This window comes from Pseudomonas sp. NCIMB 10586 (assembly GCF_023127895.1).
In the GTDB taxonomy this organism is placed as follows: Bacteria; Pseudomonadota; Gammaproteobacteria; order Pseudomonadales; family Pseudomonadaceae; genus Aquipseudomonas; species Aquipseudomonas synxantha_A.
In genome coordinates this window covers 132,209-153,053 of the sequence record NZ_SPKQ01000015.1, presented here as the reverse complement: position 1 = coordinate 153,053, position 20,845 = coordinate 132,209, and the positions used below count along the sequence as shown (strand labels likewise).

Sequence of the window (20,845 nt, the reverse complement as noted above, 5' to 3'; positions counted from 1 at the left end):
TAAGACAGCCTTGCGCACGAGGGTTTTATGAACGATCCAGCCAACAACAAGCCGCCAACCTTCTGGCAAATGCTCCACAGCGTCCTGGCAGCGGCCTTTGGTGTTCAGAGCGGCAAGAACCGCACCCGTGACTTTACCCACGGCAAGCCCAGCCACTTTGTGATCCTGGGCCTGCTTTTCACGGCGGTATTTGCCTTGACGTTGTTCGGCATCGTCAAGCTTGTGCTGCACTTGGCCGGGGTTTAACGCAGCAGTAATTGCAGGCTGAACGGGTACCGGTAGGATGCCGGCTTGCCTACGGCCGACAGTGCGCGAAAATCCACCGACGGCGTCGACGCCTGCAACTGTCGCGCCTGGTCGGCATCGATCAGTTGGAACAATGCTTGTTGACGGTCGCGCGTGCCGGTCGCGCCGATATCGATACCCTTGGCATGGTCATTGATCAACACCATCGCCCATCCGCCCAAAGTGAAGTGCCCTGCCACCAAGGTACTCAGGCGCCCATCCAAGCGTGCCCTGAGGATTTCTGGCGAGCTATTGAGCGCACTGAACAACACGTCTTTACCCGGCACCCGCCCGCTGTCTTGCAGGGCCTGCATGGCACCCAGTGCCATTTCATCATTGGCCGACCACACCAATGCGGCCTGCGGGTAGCGTTTGAATAACAGTGTGGCCTGCTCAAAGGCACGCTGGCGGTTCCACTCACCGTAGACAAGCTGACGCAGACGCACTTGGGGGTGCTCGGCCAACGCACGGCGCAAACCTTTTTCACGCAACTGCGCAGCCGGGGTGTTCTTGGCTCCGGAAAACGCCAACAGCTCAAGGGATGCCCCTGGCGCGAGCGGGGCATGGTTGCCTAGCAGGTCGATGAGCATCAGGTAACCGGCCTGCTCATCGTCGGCCACCAGGCTGCCGATCCACTCAGCGTCTTTATGGGCATCCAGCAATTGCACCTGATCGCTGGTCAGTGCGTTATTCACAATCAGTAGCTTGACCCCACTGCCCCGGGCCATGCGCAAGATCGGCGGGGCTACATATTGCTCATTGACCAGCACCAGATAGTCGGGCCGCTGACTGCCCTGCAGCGTCTCACGGGCTTGTGCCAGGGTGTTATCGGCGTTCCGCTCGGAATAGCGCACGCGCAAATCCAGGCCGAGGTCCTTGGCGGCGGCCTGCATGAATTGCGCATAACTGACCCAAAAGGTTTCCGTGGACGAGCCTGGGTTAAGAAAAACCACCGACGCCGCCCGGGCCATCGCCCCGTACGTCGATCCTGCTAACCACATACACGTAATCAGAACCTTCAACATGGTTGTTTCGAGCCTGGAATATTGATCGCCATAATAGTGGCAATGCGACAGCAAATCGAGGCTCAGTCAACGCTCTTTTACTGGTGGCTGACCCAGAACACGGCCGTCCCGACCACCAAGATGATCAGGAACAGAATGGCCCAAGCATCCACGGTACTGTCAGGTTTACGGGCTTTGGTGGAATTGCTCATTGCATCGCCTCTTGTCAGTTTTATAGGTGACGGCACTAAGACTCGACCACAGTAAAGACCAGAGTTGCCCCTATGACAAATGTGGGTATGGCGATAACAGTTCTCATTAGTCAGTTTGGTTATTTACATATACCCAAACATCACTTTTGCGCATATACGCAAACTGGTATCGTGCGCCGGCTCCGTTGGGAGTGCGCGGCCGTGCGCGCAGATTTGCCGAGAACAGGACCTATATGTACGTATACGACGAATACGATCAGCGCATCATCGAGGACCGCGTCAAGCAGTTCCGTGATCAGACCCGACGCTACTTAGCAGGTGAACTGAGCGAAGAAGAGTTCCGCCCTCTGCGCCTGCAAAATGGCCTTTATGTTCAGCGCTTTGCGCCGATGCTGCGGGTCGCCGTGCCCTATGGCCAGCTGACTTCGCGCCAGACGCGAATGATGGCCAGGATTGCCCGCGACTTCGACAAAGGCTATGCCCACATCAGTACCCGCCAGAATGTGCAGTTCAACTGGCCGGCCCTGGAAGACGTGCCGGACATCCTGGCTGAACTGGCCACTGTGCAAATGCACGCCATTCAGACCAGCGGTAACTGCCTGCGCAACGTGACCACCGATCAGTTTGCCGGCGTCGCTGCCGACGAGTTGATCGACCCACGGCCGTGGTGCGAGATCGTGCGCCAGTGGACTACCTTCCACCCTGAGTTCGCCTACCTGCCGCGCAAGTTCAAGATCGCCATCAATGGCTCGACCTCGGACCGCGCCGCCATCGAAGTGCACGATATCGGCCTGGAGCCGGTGTACAACGCTGCCGGTGAGCTGGGTTTCCGCGTGCTGGTGGGTGGTGGATTGGGCCGTACCCCGGTGGTCGGCGCGTTCATCAACGAGTTCCTGCCGTGGCAGGACCTGCTGAGTTACCTCGACGCCATCCTGCGGGTCTACAACCGCTACGGCCGTCGTGACAACAAGTACAAAGCCCGGATCAAGATCCTGGTCAAAGCGCTGACCCCTGAGGTGTTTGCCCAGAAAGTCGATGCCGAAATGGAACACCTGCGCGGCGGCCAGACCACCCTGACCGAAGCCGAAGTGCACCGCGTCGCCAAGCATTTTGTCGATCCTGAATATAAAGCCCTGAGCAACCAGGACGCCGAACTGGCCGCCCTTGACCAGCAACACCCAGGTTTCGCCCGCTGGCGCACGCGCAACACCCTGGCGCACAAGAAGCCAGGCTATGTGGCGGTGACCCTGTCGCTCAAGCCCACCGGCGTTGCCCCAGGCGATATCACCGACAAGCAGCTGGACGCCGTTGCCGACCTGGCCGAGCGCTACAGCTTTGGCCAACTGCGTACCTCCCACGAGCAGAACATCATTCTTGCGGACGTCGAGCAAAGCCAGCTGTTCAGCCTGTGGGGCGAGTTGCGCGAAGGCGGTTTTGCCACGCCGAACATTGGCCTGTTGACCGACATCATCTGCTGCCCGGGCGGCGACTTCTGCTCCCTGGCCAACGCCAAGTCGATCCCGATTGCCGAATCCATCCAGCGCCGTTTCGACGACCTGGACTACCTGTTCGACATCGGCGAGCTGGACCTGAACATCTCCGGTTGCATGAACGCCTGTGGTCACCACCACGTCGGCCACATCGGCATCCTGGGCGTGGACAAGAAAGGCGAAGAATTCTACCAAGTGTCCCTGGGTGGCAGCGCCAGCCGCGATGCGAGCCTGGGCAAGATCCTTGGCCCATCCTTCGCCCAGGAAGCCATGCCCGAGGTGATCGGCAAGCTGATCGACGTCTACATCGAACAGCGCACCGAAGATGAACGTTTCATCGACACCTACCAGCGCATCGGCATCGACCTGTTCAAGGAGCGCGTCTATGCAGCGAATCATTAAGAACAACGAAGTCGTCGACGAAACCTGGCACCTGCTGCCCAAGGACGCGAGCTTCGACGGCATCTCCAACTGCGACGACCTGATCGTGCCGCTGGCCCTGTGGCGCGAACACGGCCATGCGCTCAAGGCCCGTGATGGCGGCCTGGGCGTGTGGCTGGACGCCGATGAAGAAGCCGAGGAAATCGGTGACGACGTGGAACACTTCCAGGTCATCGCCCTGAACTTCCCGGCGTTCACCGATGGCCGCAACTACTCGAACGCCCGCCTGCTACGTGACCGTTATGGCTACAAGGGCGAACTGCGGGCGATTGGCGATGTGCTGCGTGACCAGTTGTTCTACCTGCACCGCTGCGGGTTCGATGCCTTCGCCTTGCGCGCCGACAAAGACCCGTACGAAGCGCTGGAAAGCCTCAAGGATTTCTCGGTGACCTATCAGGCGGCCACTGACGAGCCGCTGCCGCTGTTCCGTCGACGCTGAGTATCAAAATGTGGGAGGGGGCTTGCCCCCGATAACGGAGTACCAGTCAACAGATTCGTTGCCTGATCCACCGCTATCGGGAGCAAGCCCCCTCCCACATTTGGTTCTGCTTGGCTCTGCAAATTTGGGTGGGCAGACCAAGGCCAACGTCGCCCCGTGCATTGCGCTGGTACGTGACCAGTGGTTCACCCCCCGGCGCCCCCGCCAATACCGCGTGGCCATGAAGCAATCTTCACACTATAGGGTGAGCATTCGCCGTAATCGAACTGTCCTCTACTGATCAGCAGTTTTTAACCTCACTGACGACTGGAGTTCCTTATGGCGAAAATCAACCTGGCCCAGCAACTGGCGACCACCCTTGAACAGGCGGGTATCAAGCGCATCTGGGGCCTGACCGGTGACAGTCTCAATGGCCTGACCGACGCACTGCGCAGCATGGACAGTATCGAGTGGATGCATGTGCGCCACGAAGAAGTCGCCGCCTTTGCCGCCGGTGCCGAAGCCGCCGCCACGGGGGAGTTGACGGTGTGTGCCGGCAGTTGCGGGCCGGGCAACCTGCATTTGATCAATGGTTTGTTCGACTGCCATCGCAACCATGTGCCGGTGCTGGCGATTGCTGCGCAAATTCCGTCGTCGGAGATCGGCCTCAACTATTTCCAGGAAACCCATCCCCAGGAACTGTTCAAGGAGTGCAGCCATTTCATCGAGCTGGTGAGCAACCCCGAGCAGATGCCCCAGGTACTGCACCGTGCCATGCGCTCGGCAATCCTCAACCGCGGCGTAGCGGTGGTGGTGATTCCGGGGGATGTGTCGTTGCTTGAAGTGGAAGATAAACTCAAGCCCTGGCCAGCTCTGCACGCACCGCGCACCTTACCGGCTGAGCAGGACTTGCAACGCCTCAGCGAGATCCTTCAGGGCAGTGAAAAGGTCACCCTGCTGTGCGGCAGCGGCTGTGCCGGTGCCCACGACCAAGTCGTAGCGCTGGCCGATGCGCTCGGCGCGCCGGTGGTGCACGCGTTGCGCGGCAAGGAACATGTGGAGTGGGATAACCCGTTTGACGTGGGCATGACCGGCCTGATCGGTTTCAGTTCCGGTTACCACGCCATGCTCGACTGCGACACTTTGATCATGCTCGGCACCGACTTCCCCTACCGCCAGTTCTACCCCACCGACGCCAAGATCATTCAGGTTGATCGCGACCCGCAAGCCCTGGGACGACGCGCCACGCTGGATCTGGGCATCGCCGCCGATGTCAGGGAGACCATCGATGCCCTGCTGCCGCGCCTGACCCGCAAGACCGATCGCAGCTTTCTTGAGACCTCGTTGAAGCACTACGAGAAGGCCCGTCAGGGGCTGGATGACTTGGCGCAACCCTCCAAGGCGAATCGACCGATCCACCCCCAGTACGTCGCACGCTTGCTCAGCGAGCTGGCCGACGATGATGCGATCTTCACCGCCGACGTCGGCTCACCCACGGTGTGGGCGGCGCGTTATTTGAAGATGAATGGCAAACGCCGGCTGATCGGCTCGTTCAATCATGGCTCTATGGCCAACGCCATGCCCCAGGCCATCGGCGCCCAGGCGGCATTCCCTGGGCGCCAGGTGATTTCAATGTCGGGCGATGGCGGGTTTACCATGTTGATGGGGGATTTCATTTCACTGGCGCAGTTGAATCTGCCGGTCAAACTCATTGTGTTCAATAACTCGTCCCTGGGGTTTGTGGCCATGGAAATGAAGGCTGCCGGGTACCTGGACACTGGCACCGAGTTGAAAAACCCGGACTTCGCGGCCATGTCCAATGCCATGGGCATCCTGGGGATTCGCGTGGAGCAATCCGAAGACCTCGAGCCGGCTTTGCGCCGCGCATTGGCCCATGATGGCCCGGTGCTGGTAGACGTGGTGACCGCCACTCAGGAACTGGTGATGCCGCCAAGTATCAAGCTGGAACAGGCCAAAGGGTTCAGCTTGTATATGCTCAAAGCGGTGATGAGTGGGCGCGGGGATGAGGTGATTGAACTGGCCCGGACCAACTGGCTGCGTTAAACGAAAAGGTGGGAGGGGCTTGCTCCTCCCACACCTGAGCGCATTGCCCGATCAAGCCTTCTGTTTTTCCACCCATTTGCCGTAGGCATCGATAAATGCTTGCAAGAATGGTTTGGTCTTTTCCGACACCTTGCCCGCCTCATCGAACACACTGCCCGCCCCACCCAGGTAAGCTTCCGGCTGCTGCATGCACCACACATCCAGGAACACCAGTGACTGGCGCAGGTGATGATTGGCGCCGAAACCACCAATGGCACCCGGCGACACACTGATGATCGCACCAGGCTTGCCGCTCCAGGCGCTTTGCCCATATGGACGAGAACCTACGTCGATAGCGTTCTTCAACGCTGCCGGTACGGAGCGGTTGTATTCCGGGGTCACGAACAGCACCGCGTCGGATGAACTCACCTGTTGGCGGAAAGTACTGTAGGCTGCGGGCGGTGTTGCACCGTCGATGTCCTCGTTGTAGAGCGGCAAGTCGCCGATTTCAACAATGTTCAACTTGAGATTGGCAGGCGCCAGCTCGGCCAAGGTCAGGGCGACCTTGCGGTTGATCGACGCTTTTCTCAAGCTGCCCACCAGGACGGCAATCGTGTAGACCTTGCTCATTGAGGTTTCCCGACTTCTGAATAAAGGAGCTTGTAGTTATAAAGGCTTAGCGGCGTGTTCACCAGAGGGTTTCGATGATTACCAGGGCGTTTTCCTTGCAGTAACCTGCGTAGGAAGTGTCTGAAAATATCAGCGAATAGTATTTTTTTCTTATCGGTAAACTACCCCGCTCCCTGACGGTCTACAGAACCGCAAATCGAGCGTTTATCTCCAGAGGTTCTAAACAGATGGCAGCAGTACTAGTCGGACAGTTCCATGCCAGAGACGCGGAAGGCCGCGTATATTCGGTGCATGAGTTCCAGGAATCCAACCCGGCGCAAGGCGACCTGGCTGGCTCGACGCCCACCACCACCTACAAGCTGGCCATTGGCGACCGTGTAGAGAAACTGGAAGGCGATGAATTCAAACTGATCCAGTCGGGGACCATTCTCGTCCGCGAATCGAAAACTACCCTGGCATCATAAGGGTCCCCGTTTGTACACCCGCTCAGTCCTGGCCATCGATGGCGTTGACTGGGCCGGGGCCATCAAGGACTGCGGATCTGCGTCACTTCGATGCCCTGCTCACTTTGTTTGAGCGTCACCACCAGTTGCCCTCTCTCCCCCTCCACCGCGTACATCGAGCGCTTGTAGCCCGACCGGTTGGACGCGGGGTACGCCTCCACTTGCTTGATCAAGGTAACCGCCAACACGGTGCCGACCTGCTCGTTCACTTTTTCCTGGGAACGGATGAACGTTTCAAGTGCAAGGCCTTCGGATGGGTGTTCCGTGGGGTCGTTGAAGAGGTAAGCCGCCACGCATCCCACGGTCACAAGAACCACGAGTTGCTTGGCCGTCACCCCGAAGAACGTCGAGGGTAGAGGCATTTGAGACCAGACCTGTTTTTTGTTGTAAGTACCGGCAAGCCGGCATTGGTCGTTGCTGATCAGACGCACCATTCTAATGAGGTCATGGCCGAGCGCCATAGGCCGGGGCGACCCGCGCAGTCTTTTTTGCGCCTGAGGGCTTGCACCATTGAATACCCATCGCGCTGCACATAGACTCCGGCCATGCGTTTACGTCATATCGAAGTGATTCAGGCCATCTTGCAAACCGGACACCTGGGCACGGCCGCCGAATGGTTGCAACTCTCTGTGGGTGAAGTAGACGCAATCCTGAAGGACGCCGAGTTGCAGCTGGGGTTCATGCTGTTTGCCAGCGTGCGCGGTCGGCTCCAGGCAACACGGGAAACGCTGGAGTTGCAGACGCACATTGCCCAACTGTACGAAGCCTTTGAGCCAGTACAGCGATTGGCCAGCCGTTTGAAACACCATCACGCTCCAACCCTGCGTGCCCTTTGCACCCCGCCCCTGGCCAACCAGCTGTTGCCGCAAAGCATCGCCATGCTGCGCAGACGTTTCCAGGATACGCCGTGCAATCTGTCGAGCCAGCCGACCCGGGAGATCGTCAGGAGCCTGCTGCTGCACGAAGCGGATGTGGGCCTGAGCCTGCATGACCCGGAACATGCGCAAATCCAAAGCACGGTGCTGGCCCAGGGCAAGCTGCAATTGCTCGCGCCCCATGGCTGGCTCAAACCCAGGCAGAAGTACATTGCGCTGCAAGACCTGGCCGGGCAGTCGCTGATCGGACTTGAGGGGCATGACCCGCTCAGCCGCCTGCTGGATGCCAAGCTGCAAGCCCTGCGCCCGCTGCCGGTGGTGCAAACGCGGGTGCAGACGTACCAGATGATGCGCAGCATGGTCGAGGCCGGAGAAGGCTTGGCGATTGTCGACCCCTTTACCGCCTTTGGTGCAAGGGAGGCCGGGCTGGATGTATGCCCGGTGTCGCCCCCCATACTGGTCAGCCTCTATGCACTGACCCTGAAGGACGGTGCGACATCACCAGCCTTGAATGCGCTGCTGGAAATAGTCACCCAGAAAGCCGAAAGCCTGGCTTGCAACGACACCAAACCCTTGTAGAAGCGAGTTCAGACTGCTTCCACCTCGGTCTTGAACAACCGATACCAGAAAATCGCCACCTCGCGTGTTTGTGGATCAATCCCGCGATAACGCAGTTGGTCTATCCCGCCCATCACGTACCCGCAGCGCTCATACAGGCGGCAGGCACCCAGATTATTGTTCTGGGTTTCCAGCATCATGCCCGGTAGGTTTTTCTTGCGCGCCCAGAACTGCGCCACATCCAGCAGCGCCTTGGCCACGCCATGGCGTCGCGCCGGCAACACCACGGCCAACTCATCAACATGCGCAAAACCGTTCCAGTTGGTGCTGACCACAATGTGCCCTACCGCACGGTCATCCAGGTAGGCCATGAAGATCGCACTGTCGGCGGCATCGCGAAAGCTGGCGAACTCTTCCGGGTCGATGCCATAGCATTTGCGATACGGCAGGACGCGCTCAACCGGCCATTGCTCGACGCGCTGGCCCATCTGCGGTATGCCATAGGCGCTGACCTCGAAGCTGAAGTCATTGCCCCATACGTATGCGTCGAAGCCTTCGTCGGCGACGCGCACACTGAGCCCTGGGTACTTCGGGTTCATCACAGCTTGCTGCATAAACATTCTTAACCCTTGATGCAATCGACGGTGTAACGACGGCCACTGCCGTCATCTTCGTGTTGCAGCCCATGAACATCGGCGACAAAACCGGGGAAACTGCTATCGAACGTGCGGGCAAATGCCAGGTAGTCGATGATTGACCGCGTTGATTCGGTAAAGCGCTCGCCGGGCATGATCAATGGAATGCCCGGTGGATAAGGCACCAGCATTACGGCTGCGATGCGTCCTGGCAAGGCATCGATGGATACCGCTTCAACTTCGCCTCTGACCAGTTGGTCGTAGGCATCGGCGGGGTTCATCGCAATCTGCGGCAATACCGTGTACATGCGCTTGAGATGCTTGGCGGTGGCGTTGCTACGGTAACAGCTGTGCAACTGGTCGCAAAGATCGCGCAGGCCCAAGCCCTGATAACGTATCGGCCCCTGGGCGTACACCGAGGGCAAGCAACTGGCCAGGCTGACGTTGGCATCGTAACTGCGCTTGAACTCCAGCAACTCGGTGAGCAAGGTGCTCCACTTGCCTTTGGTGATCCCCATGGAAAACAACACGAGGAACGAATAAAGCCCGGTTTTTTCCACCACGAGGCCGCGCTCCCAGAGAAACTTGCTGACCACCGCGGCGGGAATCCCACAATCGCTCAAGGCGCCACCTGCATTGAGGCCAGGCATCACCAGGGTGACTTTGATCGGGTCCAGCAAGACATAATCTTCAGCCACATCGCCAAAGCCGTGCCAATCATCCTGGGGATGCAATAGCCAGTCCGCCGTGGCAACGCGGTCGATACCCGCCACCGATTGTGGCTGCCAGATCGAAAACCACCAATCCTCGGCAGCAATATGCTGGCGCAGATTGGCCAGCGCGCGGCGGAAACTCAGGGCCTCGTCGAACATTTCCTGCAACAGCGAGCGCCCGGCGGGGCCTTCCATCATCGCCGAAGCGACATCCAGCGAAGCGATGATGCTGTATTGCGGTGAAGTCGAGATGTGCATCATGAAGGCTTCGTTGAAACGGTCACGGTCCAGCTGCCGTGCGCCGCCATCCTGCACATGAATCATCGATGCCTGGCTGAATGCGGCCAGCAGTTTGTGGGTGGAGTGGGTGGTAAATACCAGCGGGCTGTCCGGTGTGCGCGAGGTGCCCATGCCATAGCGCCCGGCGAAAAACTCGTGAAATGCCGCATAGGCATACCAGGCTTCATCGAAGTGCAGCACCTCTACGCTATTACCCAATTGCTGCTTGATCAGTTCGGCGTTGTAGCACAGGCCGTCGTAGGTGGAATTGGTCACCACCGCCAGCTTCACCTTGGGTGGCCGGCCATATGCCAACGGACTGGCGTCGATCTTGGCGCGGATTGACTCGGGGCTGAATTCGCTCAGGGGGATCGGGCCGATGATCCCCAGTTCGTTGCGCTCCGGGCACAGGTACAGCGGGATAGCGCCGGTCATGATGATCGAGTGCAACACCGATTTGTGGCAGTTGCGGTCCACCAACACCAGGTCGTCGCGACCGACCATGGAATGCCAGACGATCTTGTTGGCGGTGGAGGTGCCATTGATGACGAAGAACGTATGGTCGGCGCCAAAGTTGCGCGCGGCGCGGGCCTCGGCTTCGGCCAGGGGCCCGGTATGATCGAGCAGCGAGCCCAGTTCAGGGACAGAAACAGACAAGTCCGAGCGCAGGGTGTTCTCCCCGAAGAACTGGTGAAACGCCTGCCCCACCGGGCTTTTACGATACGCCACGCCACCGCCATGGCCAGGGGTGTGCCAGGAATAATTGGAATCGGCGGTGTGCTGCACCAAGGCCTTGAAGAACGGCGGTAACAGGCCGTCCAGGTAAGTGCGTGCAGAGCGGGCGACCTGGCGCGCCAGGAACGGCACGGTGTCTTCGAACAGATAAAGAATGCCGCGTAGCTGGTTAAGCTCGCTCATCGCATCGGCCGGCGCGTTTTCCAGGGTGACTTGCTCACCCAGGGCAAAGATCGGCAGGTTGGGTGCCCTCACCCGCGCCAGGCGGATCAGCTCGACCATGTTTTGCAGCAGGTGGGTATTTTCCCCGGCGCCTTCTGCTGCGATCAACATGCACGCCAAACCGTGATGGGTGGAAGCCACCAACCGCCCTTCGGCGTAGTCCACCGCAGAAAATATACTGAAGCCCTCTTGTTCCAACTCCCTGGCGATGCCTCGAACCCGGTCACCGGCAACGGTGTCGGCCTTGATGTCACGGTGCACGATAAGAATAGGGAACTTGAGGTCTTTGTACATGAGCGCTCTTACTCCGGAGGGCTTTGCACTCAGGGTAGAAGCTGGAAGCGAATGTGGCGAATGAAGATTTGGCAGCCCATCAAGATCAACTGCACTGCCCCGTGCTTATTGTTGTGTCAATTGAGTCCACAACGCCGGCGCACCCGCCGCCTTGGCAATCGCTTCCAACCGCGCCACGTGCTCGGCCAGGTCCTGCTCGCTGGCGCGGATGATCGGCGTAGGCTTGCGATCGGCCGGCAGGCGGCGGATTTCCGAAGGGCGATTGCCGGAGCCTTCTGCCGAGCCGCTGCCATCAGAGGCATTACCAGCCAGGGACAGGCTGGTTTGCCCGCCGGTCATGGTCAGGTAAACGTCGGCCAGGATCTCGGAGTCGAGCAAGGCGCCGTGCAGTTCACGGCCGGAGTTATCGACACCATAACGCTTGCACAAGGCATCGAGGCTGTTGCGTTGGCCCGGGTGACGCTCACGGGCCATCATCAAGGTATCGAGGATCGTGCAGTGCTGGGAAATGTCCGCACGGTCCGTCTGCCCCATCAGGGCAAATTCGTTGTTGATGAAGCCGATGTCGAACGCCGCGTTATGGATGATCAACTGGGCGCCGTTGATGAACTCGAAGAACTCATCAGCGACTTCGGCAAAGCGTGGCTTGCCCTTGAGGAATTCATCGGTGATGCCGTGGACGCCGATCGCGCCTTCGTCACTGTCACGGTCCGGTTGCAGGTAAACGTGGAAGTGGCGGCCGGTCAGCCGGCGCCCCATCAGTTCGACGCAACCGATTTCGATGATCCGGTGACCATCGGTCACCGGCATGCCGGTGGTTTCGGTATCGAGTACAACAGATCGGATGGCCATCAGGGTTCAGCTCTCAACGGTGTGGTGTGCAATGTGATGTGGTGAATCAAAGGGCGCGATGTTAACACGTGAGCTGATTCAGCCCTGCTTGTAGCCGCGCACTTCATCCACGCCACGATTGGCCAACTGGTCGGCGCGTTCGTTGCCAGGGTGGCCGATGTGCCCACGCACCCATTTCCAGGTGATGTCGTGACGGTTGCATTGCTCGTCGAGCAACTGCCACAAGTCAGCATTCTTGACCGGCTCCTTGGCCGCCGTCTTCCAACCGCGCTTCTTCCAGTTGACCATCCACTCGTTGATGCCCTTCATCACGTATTGCGAGTCGGTCACCAGCAAGACGTTGCAGCGCCGCTTGAGCTCTTCCAGGCCACGAATAGCGCCCATCAGCTCCATGCGGTTATTGGTGGTATTGGCTTCACCACCCCACAGTTCCTTCTCCACGCCCTTGCACACCAGCAAGGCGCCCCAACCGCCGGGGCCGGGGTTGCCCTTGCAGGCGCCATCGGTGAAGAGTTCTACGCTATCGGTCATCGGTTGTATCCATCAAAACGGGCTGGCGGTAATCGACCGACAGTATCCCGAGGCCGGACAAACCGGCCTGAAATCAAAAAAGGGTTCAGCGTTCGCTTTGCTTGCGGTTGACCTTGGCCATCGGCATCGGCACGAGCTTGCCAATGGGCTGGCGCGCAACCTGACGCACCGGCCGCAAACCGACCACGATCTTGCGCGCTACCAGTAGATAGAAGCCGCCGCCGGATAATTGCCAGGTACCTGCACGGCGTTCCCAGCCCGCCAGGCGGCCCTGCCACTTGGCTGTCGCAAGCGGCGGACGATAGCACCCGAAGCGACGTTTCTCCAGCGCAAAGCCCAGCAGGTTCAGCCAGTCTCCCACCCGCGATGGCGAGATGCAGCGCGCCTGACGCAGGCCATCACGGGCGAACACACGGCGCAAGCCCCAGCTGCTCCAGGGGTTGATACCGACAATCAGCAAATGGCCACCTGGGCGCACGCTGCTCGCGGCTTCGCGCAGCAACCCATGGGGCGACAGGCAGAAATCCAGGCCATGCTGCAGCACCACCACATCAGCGGCGTGCTCGCTCAAGGGCCAGGCCTGTTCCTCACAGACGATTTCCACCCCCGGCAGCGGCGCGCCCAGGCGAACATTGCGTTGCACCTGGGGCGCCGAAGGCGGCGTCTGGGCCGAGGGGCCGTAATGCACCAGATAGCCGCCAAAGAACCGGCCCAGCTCGTCGTCGAGCATACGCCGCTCTTCGTCCAGCAGAAATTGTCCAATCGGCCCGGACAACCATTCGCGGGCCGCGCTGATCAGGGCCAGCCACTCAGGATCGGCCTGGGCGAACGCTTTATCAGTCATTGCATTCTCCAACTCGCCTAGACGTTCTAAGATGCACCAATGTGTTCAGCTTGGCGAATCGAAGAATGATACAGATCAGTGCCCTACCCGCCTTCACCGACAACTACATCTGGTTGTTACAAGACCCTTCCACCCTGCGCTGCACCGTGGTCGACCCCGGCGATGCCGCGCCGGTGCTGGCCTGGCTCAAGCAGAACACCGAGTGGACCCTCAGCGACATTCTGGTCACCCACCATCACCATGATCATGTGGGCGGTGTCGAGCAACTGAAAAATACCACCGGCGCCAAGGTCTACGGCCCGGCCAATGAAAAGATTCCGGCGCGGGATGTAGCCCTGCACGACAATGACCGCATCAACGTGCTGGGCTGGGACTTCGACGTGTACGCCGTGCCGGGGCACACGCTGGGGCATATCGCCTTTTACCATCAGGGCGTGTTGTTGTGTGGCGATACGCTGTTCGCTGCCGGTTGCGGCCGCCTGTTCGAGGGCACGCCGGAGCAGATGCATGCTTCCCTGCAGCGCCTGGCCGCCCTGCCTGCCGATACACTTGTGTACTGCACCCATGAATACACACAAAGCAACCTCAAGTTTGCCCAGGCCGTTGAACCGGACAACATCGATATCGCCGAACGGGTGGAAAATGTTGCCCAACTTCGCGCCCGTGGCGAGATCACGCTGCCTTCGAGCCTGGCGCTGGAAAAACTCACGAATCCCTTTTTGCGCACCGCTGAAACATCCGTTAAACAAAAAGCGGACGAACGGAACGGCCGCGATAACCGCTCTGGGGCCGAGGTGTTTGCTAGCTTGAGGGCTTGGAAAGATAAGTTCTAAGAGGATGCAATCTGATACGTAATTTCTGAATGGTTGACCGGAACCAAAGCGCTTTCTAGAATCGCCCGACATTTTTGCCCGGAACTTACTTCCAGCCAATGTCGTCATCTATTCGTAAATCCATTTCTTCAGACGCATTGACCCGCCTGGCTCAAGCCGTGGCGGTGGCCGTTTCCGCAACTCTGGCGGGCTGCCAATCGACCAATTACGCTGCACAATCCACCGTGCAACCCAAACCCAATCTTGCTGCCAAGATCAAGCAAAAACCTATTTGGCTATCAGAGAAGCCCAGCCCCGAAGTACCCCAGGATGTCTGGGAACGCATGCGTCGGGGCTTTCAATTGCAGGACGGTGTCGGCGTCAACCCACGCATCGAGCAACAGCGTCTGTGGTTCGCCAGCAACCCGTCCTTTCTGGAGAACGCCGGTGAACGCGGCAGCCTCTACATTCATTACATCGTCGAACGCCTTGAAGAACGCAACATGCCTCTGGAGCTGGCCCTGCTGCCAGTGATTGAAAGTGCCTACAACCCGATGGCTTATTCGCGCAGCGATGCGGTCGGCTTGTGGCAGTTCATTCCCTCCACCGGGCGCTACTTCAACCTGCGCCAGACCCGTGCCTACGACGGCCGCCGCGACATTACCGCCTCCACCACCGCCGCCCTGGACTATCTGACACGTCTGCATGACATGTTCAACGGCGACTGGCTGCTGGCATTGGCGGCTTATAACGCCGGCGAAGGTACGGTCAGCCGGGCGATCGAGCGCAACGAAAAGCTCGGCCTGCCTACCGATTACTGGAACCTGCCCCTGCCCCAGGAAACCAAGGACTATGTGCCCAAGTTCCTGGCCCTGTCCCAGGTGGTTCTGGCGCCAGAGGCCTACGGCGTCAACCTGAACCCGATTGCCAACACGCCGTACTTCGAAGTGGTTGAAGTCAAGCAAAGCATGGACCTGTCACGGGTTGCCGCGTTGGCCGAGATCGACGAAGACGAACTGTTCCAGCTCAACCCGGCCCTGAAACAACGCACCACCCTGGACGGCCCCCAGCATTTGCTGGTGCCGACCTCCAAGGCGCAGCTGCTCACCAGCACCCTTTCGACGATGAAGCCGGAAGAATTGCTGAGCATGCGCCCCAAGAAGCCGGTGTTCGACGAAGTCGAGACCAAGTCGGTGGCCGGGCGTACCCGCAGCTACAAGGTGCGCAGTGGCGATAACCTTACCTTGATCGCCAAGGCCAACAAGGTCGACGTGCATGACCTGCAACGCTGGAACAAGCTCAACGGCCAGGCACTCAAGGTCGGCCAGACCCTGGTGATGCAGGACACCCGCAAGGCCGCAGCGAAAAAACCGGTGCAGTACAAGGTCAAGAAAGGCGACTCGTTGTACATGGTCGCCAAGCGTTTCAACGTTGAGATGCAACATCTCAAGCGTTGGAACCCGCGCACCGGCCAGGCGTTAAAGCCAGGGCAGATGCTGGTGGTTTCCGGGCCAAGATAAAGCCCTCAAGAACACCGGAGGCTAATGTGGGAGGGGGCTTGCTCCCGATAGCAGTGGGTCAGTCAGCCTATGTATTGGCTGACATGCCGCTATCGGGAGCAAGCCCCCTCCCACATTGGATCGCCATCGCCCTAACTGGCTTTTTCCAACCGGAACAAGCTGTTACTGTACCGATCATAAAGCCCAAGCCGCCTGGATCGGATCTCTGACTTGAAGCGTCCTCTCCTTCTACTAACAAGTCTGGCCTTGAGCTTTGCTGCGAACGCGACGATTACCGAGAGCCACGGTTACGCGCAGTTCGGCTCACTCAAGTACCCGGCCAAATTCACCCATTACGATTGGGTAAACCCTGCAGCGCCCAAAGGCGGCACGCTGCGGGTTATGGCCTTTGGCACGTTCGACACGCTCAACCCCTATACCTTCAAGGGCACCAGCCCGGTTTCCACCGGCAATTTCCTGCAATACGGCGTCAATGAGCTGAACGAACCCTTGATGGTCGGCACCGGCCAGTACGCGCCGTCGGGCGACGAGCCCACTTCCAGCTATGGCCTGATTGCCCAGTCGGTGGAATACAGCGAGGACCGCAGTTGGGTGGTGTTCAACCTGCGCCCCGAAGCGCGCTTTCACGACGGCAAGCCGATCACCGCCGCAGACGTGGCGTTTTCCTATCGCACGCTGTTGACCGAAGGCCATCCGCAATACCGTACGAGCCTGCAGGAAGTGGCCCGGGTCGATATTCTCAACCGCCACCGCATCCGTTTTGTATTCAAACGTGCGGGCAACCCGTTGCTGATCCTGCGCCTGGGCGAATTGCCGGTGCTGCCCCTGCACTACTGGAAGAACCGCGATTTCAAGGCCACCACCTTCGAGCCGCCGCTGGGCAGCGGGCCATACCGCATCACCAAGGTCGCCCCTGGGCGGCAGTTGGTGTTTGAACGGGTCAAGAATTACTGGGGCAAGGACCTGCCGGTCAACCGAGGCTTCTACAACTACGACAAGGTCGAGGTGGAGTTCTATCGCGACAGCGACGTGGCTTTTGAAGCCTTCAAGGCTGGTGAATTCGACATTTATATCGAGCATCAGGCCAAGAACTGGGCCACGGGCTACAACTTCCCCGCGGTCAATCGTGGCGATGTGATCAAGGCGCAGATTGCCCACCAGATCCCCACCCAGAGCCAGGGCCTGTTCATGAATACCCGGCGGCCCGCCTTCAGCCAGGCCAAGGTCCGCGAAGCCCTGGGGTTGATGTTCGACTTCGAGTGGACCAACCGCACCCTGTTCAGCAGCGCCTACAAGCGTTCGGTGAGCTATTACCCCAACAGCGAATTCTCGGCCACCGGCCTGCCCGTGGGCCATGAGTGGCTGATGCTCTCGCCCTATCGCGACCAACTGCCGGCCGCACTGTTTACCCAGCCGTTCAGCCTGCCGCAGACCGACGGTCGCGGTATCCCCCGCGACACGCTGCGTCGCGCCCTGGCACTGCTTGGCGAAGCCGGCTGGAAACTGTCGGGCCAACGCCTGCTCAACAAGGATGGGCAACCGCTGCGCCTGGAGATCCTGTTGGTCAACCCGAACCTTGAGCGCATCCTGCAACCTTATGTCGAAAATCTGACCCGCATCGGCATCGACGCCCGCTTGCGCACCGTCGACCGGGCACAGTACAAACAGCGCCTCGATCAATTCGATTTCGACATGATTCTGATGACTCTCAACCAGACCCTAAGCCCGGGTCTGGAGCAGTGGCAGTACTTTCACTCCAGCCAGGCCACGATCAAAGGCAGCAAGAACTACGCCGGCATCGCCAACCCGGTGGTCGACCATCTGTTGGATCAACTGCTGGCGGCGCAGACCCGAGAAGAACAACTGGCGGCCGGCCGCGCCCTGGACCGCGTGCTGCTGTGGCAGCACTACAGCATTCCCAACTGGTACCTCAACTATCATCGCCTGGCGTACCGCAACCGGTTCGCCTTCGTTACCACGCCGCCCTATAGCCTGGGCCTGAGTGCGTGGTGGCTGAAAGCTTCGGAGAAAGCCCAATGATGTCTTTGCGTACTACCCTGCTCGCCAGCCTGTTGCTGTGCACCGCGGCCCAAGCCGCCCCGCAACACGCGCTGACCCTCTACAACGAGCCCCCCAAGTACCCCGCCGACTTCAAGCATTTCGACTACGTCAACCCCGACGCCCCCAAAGGCGGCACCTTCCGCGAATCGGCCATGGGCGGCTTCGACAGCCTCAACCCCTACATCAGCAAGGGTGTGCCGGCGGATAACCTGCCGTTGATCTACGACACCCTGGCCATGCAAAGCCTGGACGAGCCCATTACCGAATACGGGCTGGTGGCGGGCAAGATCGAAAAAGCCCCGGACAACAGTTGGGTGCGTTTCTACCTGCGCCCCGAAGCGCGCTTCCACGATGGCCATCCGATGCGCGCCGAAGACGTGGTGTTTACCTTCCAGACCCTGATCAAGGACGGTAACCCGCTTTACCGCAACTACTACGCCGATGTCGACGAAGTGGTGGCCGAAGACCCGTTGCGTGTGCTGTTCAAGTTCAAGCGCACCAACAACCGCGAATTGCCGCTGATACTCGGGCAGTTGCCAGTACTGCCCAAGCACTGGTGGGCGAGCCGCGACTTTTCCAAGGGCAACCTGGAAGCGCCCCTGGGCAGCGGGCCGTACCAGGTGTCGGAGGTCAAGCCCGGACGCATGATTCGCTACGAGCGGGTCAAGGACTACTGGGCCAGGGACCTGCCGGTGAACAAGGGCTTCTACAATTTCGACACCCGCATCACGGATTACTACCGTGACAGCACCGTGTCCCTGGAAGCCTTGAAGGCCGGGCAATTCGATTACTGGCTGGAGTTCAGCGCAAAGAACTGGGCCAACGCCTACAACATTCCAGCGGTGACCCAGGGCCGACTGATCAAGGAAGAAATCCCCAACGGCAACCCCACCGGCATGCAGGGCTTTGTGTTCAATATGCGCAAGCCGATGTTTCAGGATGTGCGGGTGCGCAAGGCGATCAGCCTGCTACTGGATTTCGAATGGAGCAACAAGCAGCTGTTCAACGGCGCGTACACCCGAACCCGCAGCTATTTCGAAAACTCGGAAATGGCCGCCACCGGTTTACCTGGCCCGGATGAACTGGCGATCCTTGAGCCTTTGCGCGACAAGATCCCGCCCGAAGTCTTCACTCAGGCCTTCGAACCTTCCAAAACCGATGGCAGCGGCATGATCCGCACCCAGCAGCGCGAGGCTTACCAGCTGTTGCAAGCTGCCGGCTGGAAGATTGTCGATGACAAGATGGTCGACAGCACCGGCAAACCGGTGACTATTGAATTCCTGCTGGCCCAGACCGAATTCGAACGCATCCTGCTGCCGTTCAAGCGCAACCTGTCCGACCTGGGCATCGACCTGGTGATTCGCCGAGTGGATGTCTCGCAGTTCGTCAACCGCCTGCGCTCACGGGATTTCGACATGCTGGTGGGCAGCTTCCCACAGTCCACCTCGCCGGGTAACGAGCAGCGCGAATTCTGGAAATCGTCCAGCGCCGACAAGCCCGGCAGCCGTAACTACATGGGCCTCAAGGATCCGGCCGTTGACCAACTGGTCGAAGAGCTGATCGATGCCGGCTCGCGCCAAAGCCTGATTGCCCACGCCAGGGCGCTCGACCGCGTACTCCAGTTTGGTTACTACGTGGTGCCCAACTGGCACATCAAGACCTTCCGCGTGGCGTACTGGGACCACTTGGGTCATCCCAAAGTCTCGCCACGCTACGACGTGGGCACGGCCACCTGGTGGGCCAAACCCGATGTCAAACCGGCGGTCTCCCTGGACACCACACAAAACGCCGATGCGGCGAGCGGAGGCGATTGAATGCTGGCCTATATTGTTCGCCGCCTGTTGCTGATCATTCCCACGCTGTTCGGGATTTTGCTGATCAATTTCGTCATCATCCAGGCCGCCCCCGGCGGGCCGGTGGAGCAGATGATCGCCAAGCTGGAAGGCTTCGACGGCGCCACCAGCCGTATTGCCGGGGGCGGGGCCGAAGTTGCGGTGGCCGGCTCCAGCTACCGTGGCGCCCAGGGCCTGGACCCGGCGCTGATCAAGGAAATCGAAAAGATGTACGGCTTCGACAAGTCGGCGCCGGAACGCTTGTGGATCATGGTCAAGAACTACGCCCGGCTGGATTTTGGCGACAGCTTTTTTCGTGACGCCAAGGTCATCGACCTGATCAAGGAAAAGATGCCGGTGTCCATCTCTCTCGGGTTATGGAGCACCCTGATCATGTACCTGGTGTCGATTCCGCTGGGGATCGCCAAGGCCACGCGACACGGCAGCCACTTCGATGTGTGGACCAGCTCGGCCATCATCGTGGGTTATGCGATTCCGGCGTTCCTGTTTGCGATCTTGCTGATCGTGGTGTTTGCCGGCGGCAGTTATTTCGACTGGTTCCCCTTGCGCGGGCTGACCTCCAACAACTTCGACGAGTTGAGCGTTGGCGGCAAGATCCTCGATTACTTCTGGCACTTGGCGCTGCCTGTCACCGCACTGGTGATCGGCAACTTCGCGACCATGACCCTGCTGACCAAGAACAGCTTTCTCGACGAGATCAACAAGCAATACGTGGTCACTGCCAAGGCCAAAGGGCTGACCAACCACCGCGTGCTCTACGGCCACGTCTTCCGCAATGCGATGCTGCTGGTGATCGCCGGCTTCCCCTCGGCGTTCATCGGCATCTTCTTTACCGGCTCGCTGCTGGTGGAGGTGACCTTCTCCCTCGACGGCCTGGGCCTGATGAGCTTTGAAGCGGCAATCAACCGCGACTATCCGGTGGTATTCGGCACGCTGTTTATCTTCACCCTGCTGGGGCTGGTCGTGAAACTGATCGGTGACCTCACCTATACCCTGGTCGATCCGCGTATCGACTTCGCCAGCCGGGAGCATTGA

19 protein-coding genes are annotated in these 20,845 nt (G+C 59.6%); 11 read left to right on the top strand and 8 right to left on the bottom strand.

All coding sequences use genetic code 11. The features are described 5' to 3' along the window. Positions 1–27: 27 nt before the first annotated feature. Positions 28–246: a DUF2970 domain-containing protein gene (locus tag E4P01_RS07805; protein WP_032875959.1), complete on the top strand. Its 219-nt coding sequence runs from the start codon at positions 28–30 to the stop codon at positions 244–246. On the opposite strand, the gene E4P01_RS07800 is transcribed toward E4P01_RS07805, so the two are convergent. After that, a complete protein-coding gene (locus E4P01_RS07800) occupies positions 243–1,310 on the bottom strand; it encodes an ABC transporter substrate-binding protein (protein WP_216091543.1) in 1,068 nt (355 codons plus the stop codon). The genes E4P01_RS07805 and E4P01_RS07800 overlap by 4 nt on opposite strands. A 424-nt stretch (positions 1,311–1,734) precedes the next feature. On the opposite strand from E4P01_RS07800, the gene E4P01_RS07795 reads away from it, so the two are divergent. The 3 genes from E4P01_RS07795 (at position 1,735) to poxB (ending at position 5,914) form a co-directional block, all read left to right on the top strand. Beyond that, positions 1,735–3,393 carry a nitrite/sulfite reductase gene (locus tag E4P01_RS07795; protein WP_122734705.1) on the top strand — a complete coding sequence of 553 codons (1,659 nt, stop codon included), beginning with the start codon at positions 1,735–1,737 and terminating at the stop codon, positions 3,391–3,393. Continuing rightward, on the top strand, positions 3,377–3,871 hold the full coding sequence (locus E4P01_RS07790; protein WP_005788729.1) for a DUF934 domain-containing protein: 495 nt from the start codon (positions 3,377–3,379) through the stop codon (positions 3,869–3,871). The genes E4P01_RS07795 and E4P01_RS07790 overlap by 17 nt, the downstream gene beginning before the upstream one ends. 318 nt (positions 3,872–4,189) lie before the next feature. Then, positions 4,190–5,914 carry a ubiquinone-dependent pyruvate dehydrogenase gene (poxB, locus tag E4P01_RS07785; RefSeq protein WP_103734337.1) on the top strand — a complete coding sequence of 575 codons (1,725 nt, stop codon included), beginning with the start codon at positions 4,190–4,192 and terminating at the stop codon, positions 5,912–5,914. 51 nt (positions 5,915–5,965) lie between these two features. Here poxB and E4P01_RS07780 read toward each other — a convergent pair whose 3' ends face one another. Beyond that, the gene (locus tag E4P01_RS07780) at positions 5,966–6,523 is read right to left on the bottom strand and encodes an NAD(P)H-dependent oxidoreductase (protein WP_216091544.1); all 558 of its coding nucleotides are present in this window, start codon (positions 6,521–6,523) and stop codon (positions 5,966–5,968) included. 227 nt (positions 6,524–6,750) lie between these two features. Here E4P01_RS07780 and E4P01_RS07775 point away from each other — a divergent pair, with 227 nt between their 5' ends. After that, positions 6,751–6,987: a hypothetical protein gene (locus E4P01_RS07775; protein ID WP_032875971.1), complete on the top strand. Its 237-nt coding sequence runs from the start codon at positions 6,751–6,753 to the stop codon at positions 6,985–6,987. A 62-nt stretch (positions 6,988–7,049) separates the two neighbouring features. Here E4P01_RS07775 and E4P01_RS07770 read toward each other — a convergent pair whose 3' ends face one another. Then, positions 7,050–7,388, bottom strand: a complete 339-nt coding sequence (locus tag E4P01_RS07770) for a hypothetical protein (protein WP_032880976.1) — start codon at positions 7,386–7,388, stop codon at positions 7,050–7,052. Positions 7,389–7,571: 183 nt separating this feature from the next. On the opposite strand from E4P01_RS07770, the gene E4P01_RS07765 reads away from it, so the two are divergent. Next, positions 7,572–8,480: a LysR substrate-binding domain-containing protein gene (locus tag E4P01_RS07765; protein WP_078821516.1), complete on the top strand. Its 909-nt coding sequence runs from the start codon at positions 7,572–7,574 to the stop codon at positions 8,478–8,480. Positions 8,481–8,488: 8 nt separating this feature from the next. Here E4P01_RS07765 and E4P01_RS07760 read toward each other — a convergent pair whose 3' ends face one another. The 5 genes from E4P01_RS07760 to E4P01_RS07740 all read right to left on the bottom strand — a co-directional run bounded on the left by E4P01_RS07760 (position 8,489) and on the right by E4P01_RS07740 (position 13,564). Then, positions 8,489–9,058, bottom strand: coding sequence for a GNAT family N-acetyltransferase (locus E4P01_RS07760; protein WP_078821556.1), 570 nt, complete (start codon positions 9,056–9,058; stop codon positions 8,489–8,491). A 23-nt stretch (positions 9,059–9,081) separates the two neighbouring features. Further along, positions 9,082–11,337, bottom strand: a complete 2,256-nt coding sequence (locus E4P01_RS07755; RefSeq protein ID WP_248129962.1) for an Orn/Lys/Arg decarboxylase N-terminal domain-containing protein — start codon at positions 11,335–11,337, stop codon at positions 9,082–9,084. Positions 11,338–11,442: 105 nt separating this feature from the next. Next, positions 11,443–12,183 (bottom strand): DNA polymerase III subunit epsilon, encoded by a 741-nt coding sequence (dnaQ, locus tag E4P01_RS07750; RefSeq protein ID WP_164699548.1) that lies wholly within the window; start codon positions 12,181–12,183, stop codon positions 11,443–11,445. A gap of 84 nt (positions 12,184–12,267) precedes the next feature. Beyond that, positions 12,268–12,720: a ribonuclease HI gene (rnhA, locus tag E4P01_RS07745; RefSeq protein ID WP_034097030.1), complete on the bottom strand. Its 453-nt coding sequence runs from the start codon at positions 12,718–12,720 to the stop codon at positions 12,268–12,270. 85 nt (positions 12,721–12,805) lie between these two features. Further along, entirely contained in the window at positions 12,806–13,564 is a 759-nt protein-coding gene (locus E4P01_RS07740; RefSeq protein ID WP_216091545.1) for a methyltransferase domain-containing protein, read from the bottom strand. A gap of 65 nt (positions 13,565–13,629) precedes the next feature. Between E4P01_RS07740 and gloB the strand changes: the two genes are divergently transcribed. The 5 genes from gloB to E4P01_RS07715 all read left to right on the top strand — a co-directional run bounded on the left by gloB (position 13,630) and on the right by E4P01_RS07715 (position 20,845). Next, a complete protein-coding gene (gene gloB / locus E4P01_RS07735; RefSeq protein WP_216091546.1) occupies positions 13,630–14,397 on the top strand; it encodes a hydroxyacylglutathione hydrolase in 768 nt (255 codons plus the stop codon). A 98-nt stretch (positions 14,398–14,495) separates the two neighbouring features. Continuing rightward, complete coding sequence (locus tag E4P01_RS07730; protein WP_216091547.1) at positions 14,496–15,896, top strand: transglycosylase SLT domain-containing protein; 1,401 nt, start codon at positions 14,496–14,498, stop codon at positions 15,894–15,896. 210 nt (positions 15,897–16,106) lie between these two features. Then, a complete protein-coding gene (locus E4P01_RS07725) occupies positions 16,107–17,936 on the top strand; it encodes an extracellular solute-binding protein (RefSeq protein WP_078821521.1) in 1,830 nt (609 codons plus the stop codon). After that, a complete protein-coding gene (locus tag E4P01_RS07720; RefSeq protein ID WP_216091548.1) occupies positions 17,933–19,771 on the top strand; it encodes an extracellular solute-binding protein in 1,839 nt (612 codons plus the stop codon). Before E4P01_RS07725 ends, E4P01_RS07720 begins: the two co-directional genes overlap by 4 nt. Further along, positions 19,772–20,845: a microcin C ABC transporter permease YejB gene (locus E4P01_RS07715; protein WP_216091549.1), complete on the top strand. Its 1,074-nt coding sequence runs from the start codon at positions 19,772–19,774 to the stop codon at positions 20,843–20,845.

Excerpts from the sequence above, each read along its gene's own strand:
- E4P01_RS07805 (WP_032875959.1), top strand. The coding sequence starts at position 28 with ATGAACGATCCAGCCAACAACAAGCCGCCAACCTTCTGGCAAATGCTC.
- E4P01_RS07800 (WP_216091543.1), bottom strand. The coding sequence starts at position 1,310 with ATGTTGAAGGTTCTGATTACGTGTATGTGGTTAGCAGGATCGACGTAC.
- E4P01_RS07795 (WP_122734705.1), top strand. The coding sequence starts at position 1,735 with ATGTACGTATACGACGAATACGATCAGCGCATCATCGAGGACCGCGTC.
- E4P01_RS07790 (WP_005788729.1), top strand. The coding sequence starts at position 3,377 with ATGCAGCGAATCATTAAGAACAACGAAGTCGTCGACGAAACCTGGCAC.
- poxB (WP_103734337.1), top strand. The coding sequence starts at position 4,190 with ATGGCGAAAATCAACCTGGCCCAGCAACTGGCGACCACCCTTGAACAG.
- E4P01_RS07780 (WP_216091544.1), bottom strand. The coding sequence starts at position 6,523 with ATGAGCAAGGTCTACACGATTGCCGTCCTGGTGGGCAGCTTGAGAAAA.
- E4P01_RS07775 (WP_032875971.1), top strand. The coding sequence starts at position 6,751 with ATGGCAGCAGTACTAGTCGGACAGTTCCATGCCAGAGACGCGGAAGGC.
- E4P01_RS07770 (WP_032880976.1), bottom strand. The coding sequence starts at position 7,388 with ATGCCTCTACCCTCGACGTTCTTCGGGGTGACGGCCAAGCAACTCGTG.
- E4P01_RS07765 (WP_078821516.1), top strand. The coding sequence starts at position 7,572 with ATGCGTTTACGTCATATCGAAGTGATTCAGGCCATCTTGCAAACCGGA.
- E4P01_RS07760 (WP_078821556.1), bottom strand. The coding sequence starts at position 9,058 with ATGAACCCGAAGTACCCAGGGCTCAGTGTGCGCGTCGCCGACGAAGGC.
- E4P01_RS07755 (WP_248129962.1), bottom strand. The coding sequence starts at position 11,337 with ATGTACAAAGACCTCAAGTTCCCTATTCTTATCGTGCACCGTGACATC.
- rnhA (WP_034097030.1), bottom strand. The coding sequence starts at position 12,720 with ATGACCGATAGCGTAGAACTCTTCACCGATGGCGCCTGCAAGGGCAAC.
- E4P01_RS07740 (WP_216091545.1), bottom strand. The coding sequence starts at position 13,564 with ATGACTGATAAAGCGTTCGCCCAGGCCGATCCTGAGTGGCTGGCCCTG.
- gloB (WP_216091546.1), top strand. The coding sequence starts at position 13,630 with ATGATACAGATCAGTGCCCTACCCGCCTTCACCGACAACTACATCTGG.
- E4P01_RS07730 (WP_216091547.1), top strand. The coding sequence starts at position 14,496 with ATGTCGTCATCTATTCGTAAATCCATTTCTTCAGACGCATTGACCCGC.
- E4P01_RS07720 (WP_216091548.1), top strand. The coding sequence starts at position 17,933 with ATGATGTCTTTGCGTACTACCCTGCTCGCCAGCCTGTTGCTGTGCACC.
- E4P01_RS07715 (WP_216091549.1), top strand. The coding sequence starts at position 19,772 with ATGCTGGCCTATATTGTTCGCCGCCTGTTGCTGATCATTCCCACGCTG.